This window comes from Vibrio sp. TMPB1044, from assembly GCF_030442075.1.
GTDB lineage: Bacteria > Pseudomonadota > Gammaproteobacteria > Enterobacterales > Vibrionaceae > Vibrio > Vibrio satsumensis.
This window is the reverse complement of record NZ_JAUJED010000010.1, coordinates 91,935-103,432: the sequence shown is the minus strand read 5'-3', so window position 1 is coordinate 103,432 and position 11,498 is coordinate 91,935. Positions and strand designations below refer to the sequence as shown.

Annotated in this window: 10 protein-coding genes; 4 read left to right on the top strand and 6 right to left on the bottom strand. The window is 45.2% G+C overall.

What is annotated here, in order from left to right:
* Nucleotides 1-7: 7 nt before the first annotated feature.
* The gene (gene oxyR / locus QQ041_RS05900; protein WP_285953305.1) at nt 8-901 is read right to left on the bottom strand and encodes a DNA-binding transcriptional regulator OxyR; all 894 of its coding nucleotides are present in this window, start codon (nt 899-901) and stop codon (nt 8-10) included.
* A 222-nt stretch (nt 902-1,123) separates the two neighbouring features.
* Between oxyR and QQ041_RS05895 the strand changes: the two genes are divergently transcribed.
* Together QQ041_RS05895 and QQ041_RS05890 are read left to right on the top strand one after the other, a co-directional pair.
* Nucleotides 1,124-1,852, top strand: coding sequence for a glutathione peroxidase (locus QQ041_RS05895; RefSeq protein ID WP_017061133.1), 729 nt, complete (start codon nt 1,124-1,126; stop codon nt 1,850-1,852).
* A gap of 274 nt (nt 1,853-2,126) precedes the next feature.
* Nucleotides 2,127-3,593: a dihydrolipoyl dehydrogenase gene (locus QQ041_RS05890; protein WP_285953304.1), complete on the top strand. Its 1,467-nt coding sequence runs from the start codon at nt 2,127-2,129 to the stop codon at nt 3,591-3,593.
* Between the two features lie 254 nt (nt 3,594-3,847).
* On the opposite strand, the gene QQ041_RS05885 is transcribed toward QQ041_RS05890, so the two are convergent.
* A complete protein-coding gene (locus tag QQ041_RS05885) occupies nt 3,848-4,195 on the bottom strand; it encodes a RidA family protein (protein WP_285953303.1) in 348 nt (115 codons plus the stop codon).
* A gap of 87 nt (nt 4,196-4,282) precedes the next feature.
* On the opposite strand from QQ041_RS05885, the gene QQ041_RS05880 reads away from it, so the two are divergent.
* A complete protein-coding gene (locus tag QQ041_RS05880) occupies nt 4,283-4,531 on the top strand; it encodes a DUF3624 domain-containing protein (RefSeq protein WP_146492428.1) in 249 nt (82 codons plus the stop codon).
* Between the two features lie 254 nt (nt 4,532-4,785).
* Here QQ041_RS05880 and argH read toward each other — a convergent pair whose 3' ends face one another.
* The 4 genes from argH to argC all read right to left on the bottom strand — a co-directional run bounded on the left by argH (nt 4,786) and on the right by argC (nt 10,138).
* Nucleotides 4,786-6,660 carry an argininosuccinate lyase gene (gene argH, locus QQ041_RS05875; protein WP_048659175.1) on the bottom strand — a complete coding sequence of 625 codons (1,875 nt, stop codon included), beginning with the start codon at nt 6,658-6,660 and terminating at the stop codon, nt 4,786-4,788.
* Nucleotides 6,661-7,007: 347 nt separating this feature from the next.
* Entirely contained in the window at nt 7,008-8,219 is a 1,212-nt protein-coding gene (locus QQ041_RS05870; protein WP_017061137.1) for an argininosuccinate synthase, read from the bottom strand.
* Between the two features lie 113 nt (nt 8,220-8,332).
* On the bottom strand, nt 8,333-9,121 hold the full coding sequence (gene argB / locus QQ041_RS05865; protein WP_017061138.1) for an acetylglutamate kinase: 789 nt from the start codon (nt 9,119-9,121) through the stop codon (nt 8,333-8,335).
* Between the two features lie 12 nt (nt 9,122-9,133).
* Complete coding sequence (argC, locus tag QQ041_RS05860) at nt 9,134-10,138, bottom strand: N-acetyl-gamma-glutamyl-phosphate reductase (protein WP_017099991.1); 1,005 nt, start codon at nt 10,136-10,138, stop codon at nt 9,134-9,136.
* Between the two features lie 154 nt (nt 10,139-10,292).
* Here argC and argE point away from each other — a divergent pair, with 154 nt between their 5' ends.
* Nucleotides 10,293-11,429, top strand: coding sequence for an acetylornithine deacetylase (argE, locus tag QQ041_RS05855; RefSeq protein WP_285953302.1), 1,137 nt, complete (start codon nt 10,293-10,295; stop codon nt 11,427-11,429).
* The last annotated feature ends 69 nt before the right edge of the window (nt 11,430-11,498 follow it).

Below are 11,498 nucleotides of genomic sequence, written 5' to 3'. Positions count from 1 at the left end.
TCAAGCACTAAGCCGTCTTCTCCAGTTGAGTTCGAATCGTATCAGCCAATTGCTCGAAACGTCCCTTCAATGGAGAGCCCGGACGGTAAGCCACGACAATTCGACGTGAAGGTGTTGGATTCACCGCAGGTACGTAACACACACCATCTTTCTGCTTTTCCTTTGGCACCGATAACTGAGGTAGCAAGGTAATGCCCGCCCCTGCTGCCACCATGTTACGTAGCGTTTCTAAGCTGGTCGCTTTAAAGCGCTCGTCATCTTTTGCACCCGCAGCAAAACAGAACCCTAGGGCTTGGTCTCTTAAACAGTGACCGTCACCTAACGCCAATACTGTCTGTCCATTGAGTTGGAGCATATCAACGGTGTCCTGCTGAGCCCACTCATGGTCACATGGAACCGCGACACTTAATGGTTCGTCATACACATCAATCTCTTTGAACACCGCGGTTTCATCAACCGCAGCCAGTACCAAGCAGTCCAGCTTGCCATCTTCAAGCTGGCTCACTAATTGATGAGTTTGGGCTTCATGCAGGTATAGCTCTAACTCAGGAAAGCTCTCTTTCAGGTGAGGGACAATCTTAGGCAGAATGTAAGGACCCACGGTTGGGATGAAACCAATGTGCATTGGTCCGGTCATCGCTTCACCGTGTCCACTCGCCATATCCTTAAAAGTTTTCACTTCATTGAGAATACGCTTGGCTTGTTCAACAAGTTGTAACCCTGATTCTGTAAATATTACCTTCCTTGGACTACGCTCGGTTAACTGAAGTCCAATTTCATCTTCTAGTTTGCGTATTTGACCGCTTAGTGTCGGCTGACTGACAAAGCACGCTTCTGCCGCTTTTCGGAAGTGTTTATGCTCTGCGAGCGCCACCAAGTATTCAAAGTCACGAATGTTCATGATCAGTCTCTTACCTCAGGTTTAAATAAGAACAAGGGTTCTAATAGAAACATTTAAAAGAAAAATGCTCTTGATAGAATTTACCTATCAAAACCATAACATTAAACGATTAGAGCTATCAAAGGATTTATCTAATAATGGGCTCAACGAAACGAAACAGAGCGAAGAAAAACGTTAAGCTCTGATAGAACAAAATTAAAAATACTATTTAAGGAAATCAATATGTTTGCATCTAAAGAAGGTCAATCAATCCCTCAAGTAACATTCCCAACTCGCCAAGGTGATGCATGGGTTAACGTAACGACGGAAGAGCTATTCAAAGACAAGACAGTTATCGTATTCAGCCTACCAGGTGCGTTTACACCAACATGTTCGTCAAGCCACCTTCCTCGTTACAACGAGCTACACTCTGTATTCAAAGAGAACGGTGTTGATGACATTCTGTGTGTTTCAGTAAACGACACATTCGTAATGAACGCTTGGAAAGCAGACCAAGAAGCGGAAAACATCACATTCATCCCAGATGGTAACGGTGATTTCACAGACGGCATGGGCATGCTAGTTGAGAAAAACGACATCGGCTTCGGCAAACGTTCATGGCGCTACAGCATGCTGGTTAAAAACGGCGTGGTAGAAAAAATGTTCATCGAAGAAGACGTACCAGGCGACCCGTTCAAGGTTTCTGATGCTGATACTATGCTTAACTACCTTGCTCCAGAGCACAAAGAGCAAGAGTCAATCACAGTATTCACTAAGCCAGGCTGTCCTTTCTGTATGAAAGCAAAACAGAACCTAATCGACAAAGGTCTGAACTACGAAGAAGTAGTTCTAGGTAAAGATGCAACAACAGTAAGCCTACGTGCAATCTCTGGTCGCACTACCGTTCCTCAAGTATTCATCGGTGGCAAACACATCGGTGGTAGCGAAGAACTAGAAACTTTCCTAGGCTAATCGCTTCATCGCCGATATAGACTTAGAAGTATCAGCTAACCCACCCTCTTGTGGGTTAGCCATTCCAAACGCTCTTATCTGAGTTTTGGAAAAAAGAATATAGCTGGTGACTCGCCTGTCTTTTACTAACCTATAATTAGCAATAAAAGCAGAGTCACAAGCTAAACCTAATAAAACAGAATCACAAAACTGACCCACTATCCTGACTCTCAAAAAATCACCAGAGTTGGAGGGGTTCGTTCAAACAAAATTTAGCCATTGCGAGAAAATTATTATGAAACAAGTCAATGTAGATGTAGCAGTTATCGGGGGCGGTACGGCAGGTTTAGGTTCTTACCGCGCTGCAAAAGCACACACTGACAGTGTCGTGATGATTGAAGGCGGCCCTTACGGTACAACCTGTGCTCGTGTTGGTTGTATGCCATCTAAACTGCTTATTGCAGCTGCAGAAAGCGTACACCAAATTGAGAAAGCTCCGGCTTTTGGCGTTCACCCACAAGGCAATATCGTGATTAACGGCCGTGAAGTGATGGGCCGAGTAAAGTTTGAACGTGACCGTTTTGTTGGTTTTGTTTTAGAAGGCGTTGATGAAATCCCAGAGCAAGACAAGATCTCTGGTTACGCAAAATTTTTAGACGACAACACGCTGCAAATTGATGACCACACGATTGTGACGGCTAAGCGTATTGTTATCGCGACAGGTTCGCGCCCTGCATACCCTGCAGTTTGGAATGAACTTGGTGACCGCCTGATCATTAACGATGATGTGTTCAGCTGGGATGACTTACCAGAATCGCTTGCCGTATTTGGCCCTGGTGTTATTGGCCTTGAGCTTGGTCAGTCACTACACCGCTTAGGTGTGAAGACCAAATTGTTCGGTTTGGGTGGTCAAGTTGGCCCAATAACCGACCCAGAGATCATGGCGTATGCAGATAAAGCCTTCAATGAAGAGTTCTACCTAGATGCCGACGTGAAAATCGAAAGCATGAAGCGTATTACCACTGAGTCAGGTGAACCACGTGTCGAAATCCAGTTTATCAATAAGCAAGGTGAGCTAGAAACTAACGTCGTTGAGTACGTACTGGCAGCAACAGGTCGTCGTCCTAATACAGATAAACTTGGCCTAGAGAATACCTCTCTTGAGCTTGATGAACGTGGTGTTCCTATCGCTGACCACTACACGCTTCAAACATCACTACCATCAGTATTTATCGCTGGTGATGCAAGCAACCAACTGCCTCTACTGCATGAAGCAGCAGACCAAGCACGTATTGCGGGTGATAATGCAGGTCGCTTCCCTGAGATTCGCGCAGGCTTGCGCCGCTCTAAAATCTCTGCGGTATTCTCTGACCCACAAATCGCGATGGTTGGTGAAACATACAAAGAGATCATAACCCGCTTAGGCACATGTGGTTGTTTCGCAACGGGTGAAGTGTCTTTCGAGAACCAAGGTCGTTCACGAGTGATGCTACGCAACAAAGGTATTCTGCACGTTTACGGCGAGCAAGGTACAGGCCGTTTCCTTGGTGCTGAGATGATGGGACCAAACGCAGAACATTTGGCTCACTTACTCGCATGGGCACACCAGAAAAAGATGACGGTTTCTGAAATGTTGGATATGCCATTTTACCACCCAGTAATTGAAGAAGGTGTACGAACAGCGCTGCGTGACCTCAATGCGAAACTGCACCTTGGTCCAGAGATGGTGAAACACTGTCTAGATTGTGGCCCTGGTTGTTAATCTCAGGTCATTGAGACAGGTAGCAGTTTGATCTGTAAACAAAGACTAGATACTAAAAAGGAAAGCCATTGGCTTTCCTTTTTGTTTTTGGTAACGAGCAAATAATAGATTCCCGACCACGCTCCTTCGTCACTACCGGGAATGACGTTGATTTATTTATGCATCTAAACCAAAACTTAATCCGTCATTCCAGCACTGAGGGACGAAGTATCTGGAATCTCTTAAACCGTTACTTATTGCTAAATGCGAGAGAATTACTTCTCAGCTGCAATCACAGAGATCTCAACCAGTAGTGCCTCACGAGCCATGTCGCCAGTCACACATGCGCGAGCTGGAGCGTGACCTTCTGGAATCCATGCATCCCATACTGCGTTCATTTCTTGGAAGTCTTTCATGTCTTTCAAGTAAATGGTTGCTGACAGCATGTGCTCTTTGTCGCTGCCTGCTTGCTCAAGTAACGCTTCTACTTTATCCAGCATCGTCTGTGTTTGCTCTGTAATGCCTTTTGTTGCATCCGCACAAACTTGGCCACATAGGTAGATAGTACCGTTGTGTTTAACAATACGGCTCATGCGTTGCTTGGTTTCTTGGCGCTCAATCATCGATCTTCTCTCTCTATGTCACCGTGATCCAATATCTTGTGACGTGGTATTATCAGGGCAATAAGCATAACGCGAATCAAGCCCAAGATGACATGTCTTCATTGCAATAAAAATGAAAAAATCTTCAACAAACTCGGTCGTTGCCAACGTTGTATGAATCAGCTCACGGTGTTGTCGATATTAAGTTGGGGAGTATGGTGGCTGTTTTTCAGGGAAGACCCAAAAACCATCAACGCCATCGCTTTGATGATGGCAGCTTTCGCATTCAGTGGCTTATTGTCGTTGCATTGGATAATGAAGTTTTTGGTGCTACCTTTAAGGAACAAAAAGCGTTAGCAGCAGTGTTTGTTAGATAGGCAATAATGGTTAGATGATAGGTTCAATACTCCGATAATTGGTCACAACAATCGAACGAGTATAATTTCCCAAACAGCAGATAGAAAAAAGCCCCAGAACCAATCGATTCTAGGGCTTTCTTAGAAAATTCTAAGAAAAAGCAGTGGTACTTTAATAGACCGGGCTTTTCTTAGTTTGTTCCCAAAAAAGATCAGATTTTTGATCTTTTTTTTAGGGACTATAAAATCAATGCCTTATGCAACATTCACCTTAGCAATTATCTGCTCGACCAAGTTCACTTCCAAGGCCACTTCATCACACGCATGTTGACGAGGGCACTGGTCACAATCTTTCAATACCTTCTCAGGTAGCAGAGATTTCGATGTCGGTAAGAAGTCATGCTTCATAAAGAACTCAGGAGTACGAGTCAGTACGAACACTTTCTTGATTGCCATTTGGCGAGCCTTCTCAACAAGGTGCTGCACGATTGCAGTCCCCTGCCCTTGACCTTGCCAGCCAGCTTCAACACCCAACGAACGAATTTCCGCTAAGCCAGAGTCATACACATAGAGCGATGCACAACCTGTCACTTCACCATGATGTTCTGCGACAGCGAATGAGCCAATATCACGCACCAGTTCATTACGAGAGCGAGGTAGGTTTTCACCCATGTTCGCCCAGTAAGCCACCATGCCTTCCAATGCTTCAATGTCAGTCAAACGAGCAGGACGAACCTTGACGATGGAAGTATCACGCTGCGCCAAACGTTTCTCAGCTTGGTCAACCGCGTAAGCCACTTGCTGTGGAGATACACCACCTAGCGCGCTACGTTTTTCAAGACACGATTCAATGGTCAGGATGTCATACACATCCTCTTCAATCACCTCAGAGAACTCTTTCATCTCTGCGATGGTTAATTCTTCTAGTGCACAGCCTTTAGCAATCGCCGCGACGACTGTTACACCAACAATGTGGTGAGCTTCACGGAAAGGAATCCCTTTCGCTACTAGGTAATCAGCCAGCTCTGTTGAGTTCGCGTAGCCTTGTTTCGCTGCTTCAAGTGTACGTTCGCCGTTCACTTTAATGCCGTCAAAACAAAGAGCAGCCATTTCCATACAGTCATTCCAAGTATCTAAAGCGTCGAATAAACCTTCTTTATCTTCTTGCATGTCTTTGTTGTACGCCAAAGGCAGAGCTTTTACTGTCATCATCATTGCAGCTAATGAACCGTATACACGGCCCGTTTTGCCACGGATAAGCTCTAGCGCATCTGGGTTTTTCTTTTGTGGCATCAGAGATGAACCTGACGTCACGGTGTCTGCTAACTCGATGAAGTTCGATTCACCTGAGTTGTAGAAAATCATATCTTCTGCAAGACGCGAAAGGTGAAGCATAGAGATAGAAGCGATCGACATTAGCTCCATCACATGGTCACGGTCAGATACAGAATCTAGAGAGTTGCGCGTTGCACGACGGAAACCTAAGTTGTGAGCTAACTCTTCACGGTCCATCGGGTAAGCGGTTCCAGCAAGGGCACCAGAACCCAGCGGACATGTATCTAGACGCTTAATCGCATCATTCAAACGTGAATAGTCACGCTCAAGCATTTCAACGTAAGCCAAGCACCAGTGAGCAAAAGTTACCGGCTGGGCACGTTGTAAGTGAGTGTAGCCAGGCAGCACGGTTTCTTGATGCTGAGAAGCAACATTCACCATCTGGCTTTGCAGGCGATCCAACGCCAATAGCAGTTGGTTACCTTGCTGACGACACCATAGTTTCAGGTCTGTCGCCACTTGGTCATTACGAGAACGGCCAGTGTGAAGCTTTTTGCCCAAATCACCGACTTTGCCGATAAGTTGTTGCTCAACCCAGCTGTGAATATCTTCTGCATCAGAACGTAAAATCTGTTCAGGATCTTCCATCACCTCAAGTTTTAGCTCATTCAGCGCTAACTCAAGCTTCTGTTGCTCTTCTTCTGTTAATACGTTGACCGACAATAGAGCTTTAGACCAGGCAATTGAGCCCACAATGTCTTGCTCAGCCAATCGGTAATCAAAACGAAGAGAATCGTTAAAATCTTTGAACCGGGTGTCTGCTGCTTGGGTAAATCTACCGCCCCATAATGCCATTGTGTATCTCCTAATTGCACAGTGCTCACTGTTTTTGCAAATGATAATTCTGATTAAGATTCAGTATTTTTCTGATGGTTTAAACTTACGGCAATTCAAAATGAAAATAAAGTATTAATTCATTATTTTCACATATTTATTCACCCAAAGTTGAATCCATTGATTATTTTCAGTGTGGAGCGCGAATTATATGCCATTCGATAGTAAAAACCGAAGCTGATTTATTAGGCGATTAGAAAGTAAAAAGCCCACTCACTAATCAATAGTGAGTGGACTTTGCATAATCATGTCTGTTTACTGACCTTCAATATTTCAGTGAAGGCTAGCTCGCTAACTCATTGTTAGCATTACTTTTGGCTATTCAGAGCACGGATACGGCTTGATAGAGAGTAAAGACGGATGAAGCCTTCAGCGTGGCTTTGGTCGTAAACTTCATCTTCACCAAAAGTAGCAAACTCTTCAGAGTATAGGCTGTTGTCAGAACGCTTCTGAGTTACCGTTGCATGGCCTTTGTAAAGCTTGATAACCACTTCACCATTCACGTCTTGTGCTAGCTCTTCTGTCGCTGCAAGGATTGACTTACATAGCGGAGTGAACCAACGACCATCGTATACAAGGTGAGAAGCCTTAACACCTAGCTCTTCACGGAATTCGAATGCCGCCTTATCAAGAACCAGTTGCTCTACTGCACGCAGTGCTTCCATCATGATTGTGCCACCTGGAGTTTCGTAACAACCACGAGACTTCATGCCAACAAGACGGTTTTCTACGATATCGATACGACCAACACCGTGCTTAGCACCTTTCTCGTTTAGGTAAACCAGTGCGTTGTATGGCGTCATTGTTTCGCCATCAACCGCAACCACTTCGCCTTTTTCAACTTTAAGCGTCACTGTTTCAGATTCGTTTGGCGCTTGCTCTGGGTCTACAGTCCAAGCCCAGCAATCTTCGTTAGGTGCATTCCATGTGTTTTCAAGAACGCCACCTTCTGTTGAGATGTGCCATGCGTTTGCATCACGCGAGTAAATCTTAGTAAGAGAAGCCGTACAAGGGATGTTACGCTCTGCTAGGTAATCTAGACACTCTTCACGACTCACTAGATCCCATTCACGCCAAGGTGCAATTACGTGTAGGTCCGGGGCTAGTGCAGCGAATGCGCCTTCAAAACGAACTTGGTCGTTACCTTTACCTGTACAGCCGTGACACAGTGCGTCTGCACCTACTTTACGTGCGACTTCAACCTGTGCTTTCGCGATGATTGGACGAGCCATCGACGTACCTAGTAGGTATTTGCCTTCGTAGTAAGCGCCTGTTTTTAGTGTTGGGTAGATATAATCTGCCACCATCTCTTCTTTAAGGTCTGCGATGTAACACTCAGAAGCACCAGAAGCTTTCGCTTTCTCCTCGATACCAATCAACTCTTCGTCGCCTTGACCAACATCCGCGACAAACGCAACCACTTCACAGTCATAGTTCTCTTTCAACCATGGGATGATTACGGATGTGTCTAGACCGCCAGAGTAGGCTACTACAACTTTCTTTACGTTAACTTTGCTCATTTTCTTTCTCCTAGTTTCCATACTGCACATGGCGGTCAGCGTTGGAAATGACTTCATAATTATATGTTTATTTAATTTGTCTAAATTCTTTAAGCAGTGACTCGTTGTGAGACCTACTGAGGTAAAAACTGTGTTCCTATGCTTTTACCTGAAAACAGTTGTGTTAGCTTTTCTGGATATCGCCAAGTGGCAACTTCGATTGGTCGTCCAAGGTCGTTAGCGGCTTCTAGTGCGGCTTGAACCTTAACGATCATGCCATCGGTAATCACTTTGCCTGTAATAAGGTCATCAGCTTGCTGTTGATTAAGGCTTGGAATGAGGTGGCCTTTGCCATCCAACACACCACTTACATCAGAAAGAAGCACCAGTTCAGCATCAAGTGCGCCAGCTACGGCAACCGCAGCTTGGTCGGCATTGACGTTCATCAGTTGGCCTTGTTCAGTTAGGCCAATTGAACTGATGATTGGCAGTGCGCCAGCATTAAGAATCGCTTGCAGGACGGTTGAGTCGCCCGGCTCCGCTTTTCCTACTGCACCCAGCTCAGGGTTCAGTTCACTCACTTTGCATAAACCACCATCAGCTAGGCTCAAACCAACGGCATTGATACCGTCTTTAATCGCCTGACCTTGCAGTAATTTATTCGCCGTACCCGCTAGTGCACCAGCAATCACAGGGATCTGATCATAAGGAGTAACACGTAATCCTTCTTTCTTAACGGTTTCGAGGTTCAATTTATTCATCAAATCATCAACAAGGTAACCACCACCGTGAACAATCACGATTGGTCGTTGTGCCTGTTGTTGGTAAGCAGAGATAGCACCAAATAACTTGCTAAGTGTTTCACCACAAGATAGCGCAGCGCCACCTAACTTTATGATTAATGGTTGATTATTAAGGCTCATATCTAGATTTCCTTACACTAACGCAGTTAATGGCGCAAAACCATAACGTAAATTTAAACACTGCATCGCTTGGCTAGATGCACCTTTTAATAAGTTATCAATCGCTGAAACAACGATGATGTGTTGACCTTGAACCTTCCAACCTAAGTCGCAGAAAGGCGTCTGTTCTACATCTTGAATTCTTGGCAATGTCTCTTCGAGCAATCTCACAGCTGGCTTACCTTGATAAGCTTGCTCGAAGGCATCTTGTATCTGTTGTTCTGTCACACCGTCAGCCAGTTTCATGGTGATGGTCGCTAAAATGCCACGCTTAAAGTTGCCGAGGTGCGGGGTGAAAATCACATCACATCCTAAATGTGCGGCCATTTCAGGTTGATGACGGTGATTGAAGACGCCATAAGCTTGCAAGCTCACTTCGCAGAAGCTGTTAACCATGGTCGCCTTGCGGCCTGCACCAGTCACACCGCTGGTTGCGTTAATCACTGGCCATTGGTTCTCATCAAGTAACTTGGCTTCAACCAAGGGCTTAATCGCCAGTTGTGATGCCGTTGGGTAACAACCCGCTACCGCAACAAGCTGAGCTTCTTTTATTTCTTGTTCGTTCCATTCCGCTAAACCGTAAGCCGCTTTGTCTAGCCATTGTTCGTGTTGATGTTCAAAACCGTAAAACTCTTGATAGAAGTTTTCACCTTTAACTCTGAATGCACCCGATAGGTCGAAAACTTGGCAGTCGTTCTCTAGAAAAATTGGCGCTAGGTCGTGACTGACTTCGTGTGCCGTTGCTAGAAAAATCACATCAGACTGTTTGGCCACTTCTTCCGGATTTGTTAAAGGTTGTACTGGCATATCAATCAGGCCAGCTAACTTACCGTGCAGTGCAGCGATAGGTTTGCCCGCATCTACACTATTGGCTGAGACATATAAACCTGATAGCGTGAGCTCAGGGTGTCTGTTTATCATTAGAGCCAGTTCTGCTCCTGTGTAGCCGCTTGCGCCAATGATCGTGGTTTTCAACATCTCAACACATCCATTTCTGAGGTAAGTTACATTTCAAAATTTGACTATTCATACTTAATTTTTAGCTTTATTTGATTTCTTATGCATTAAATATGATTTAATATGTGTTTTACCGACTTATAGTTTTCCTGTCAATAGTAGAAGTGAAGATATTATGCAATTACCGAGTTTCCTTGAGGTCTATAAAGGCCTAATTTCCACCGACTCTATTAGTTCTACTGATCCAAGCTGGGATCATGGCAACGAGAAAGTGATCGAAAAAATGGCTCAATGGTTTAAAGACCTAGGCTTTAGCGTAGAAGTCGTGGAAGTTGAGCCTGGCAAGCATAATATGATCGCAAAAATGGGCTCGGGTGAAGGCGGCTTATTATTGGCCGGACACAGCGATACCGTGCCATTTGATGAAGGGCGTTGGAATTTCAACCCTCATGCACTGACAGAGCACAATAATCGCTTCTACGGATTAGGCACGGCCGACATGAAAGGCTTCTTCGCTTTTGTTTATGAAGCGGCAAAGAAGATGGATTGGAGCAAACAGGCGAAGCCACTTTACGTACTGGCAACCTGCGATGAAGAGACCACCATGCTAGGTGCTCGTCACTTCACGGAGAATGCACCATTTAAACCGGATTACTGCATCATTGGCGAGCCGACTAGCCTAGTGCCGATTCGCGGACACAAAGGCCACGTGGCAAATGCCGTACGAGTAACCGGTAAATCAGGTCACTCTTCTGATCCTGCACTGGGAGTCAACGCTATCGAAATCATGCATGAAGTGTTGTTTGCGTTAATGCAACTGCGTGACAAATTAGTCAAAGAGTACCATCACCCGGGGTTTGCAATTCCAAGCCCTACTCTAAACCTTGGCCATATTCATGGTGGCGACAGCGCGAACCGTATCTGTGGTTGCTGTGAGCTGCACTACGATGTACGTCCTTTACCGGGTATCAGCTTAGATGGTTTGGATAACATGCTGCGCAGCGCACTCAAAGAAGTGGAAGCAAAATGGCCGGGCAGAATTGAGATTACGCCACTACACGAACCTATCCCGGGTTACGAGTGCCAACACGACCATCCATTTATCGGTGGCATGGAATCAGTTTGCGAAACTGAATCACAAACCGTGAACTACTGTACAGAAGCACCTTTCCTTCAAGAACTTTGCCCAACCTTAGTTTTGGGTCCAGGCTCAATCGACCAAGCCCACCAGCCGGATGAGTTCTTAAGCTTCGATTTTATCGACCCAACGATTGATGTTCTGAGTAAATCGATCCGTAAATATTGTTTCTAGTTATTACTAGCTATCCGATATTTTTGTATAAAAGTCACCCGAAAAGGTGGCTTTTATTCTGTTATCCCG

Coding starts and splice junctions, on each gene's coding strand:
- QQ041_RS05870 (WP_017061137.1), bottom strand. CDS start 8,219: ATGAGCAAAGTTAACGTAAAGAAAGTTGTAGTAGCCTACTCTGGCGGT.
- QQ041_RS05895 (WP_017061133.1), top strand. CDS start 1,124: ATGTTTGCATCTAAAGAAGGTCAATCAATCCCTCAAGTAACATTCCCA.
- oxyR (WP_285953305.1), bottom strand. CDS start 901: ATGAACATTCGTGACTTTGAATACTTGGTGGCGCTCGCAGAGCATAAA.
- QQ041_RS05885 (WP_285953303.1), bottom strand. CDS start 4,195: ATGATTGAGCGCCAAGAAACCAAGCAACGCATGAGCCGTATTGTTAAA.
- QQ041_RS05890 (WP_285953304.1), top strand. CDS start 2,127: ATGAAACAAGTCAATGTAGATGTAGCAGTTATCGGGGGCGGTACGGCA.
- argE (WP_285953302.1), top strand. CDS start 10,293: ATGCAATTACCGAGTTTCCTTGAGGTCTATAAAGGCCTAATTTCCACC.
- QQ041_RS05880 (WP_146492428.1), top strand. CDS start 4,283: ATGACATGTCTTCATTGCAATAAAAATGAAAAAATCTTCAACAAACTC.
- argC (WP_017099991.1), bottom strand. CDS start 10,138: ATGTTGAAAACCACGATCATTGGCGCAAGCGGCTACACAGGAGCAGAA.
- argH (WP_048659175.1), bottom strand. CDS start 6,660: ATGGCATTATGGGGCGGTAGATTTACCCAAGCAGCAGACACCCGGTTC.
- argB (WP_017061138.1), bottom strand. CDS start 9,121: ATGAGCCTTAATAATCAACCATTAATCATAAAGTTAGGTGGCGCTGCG.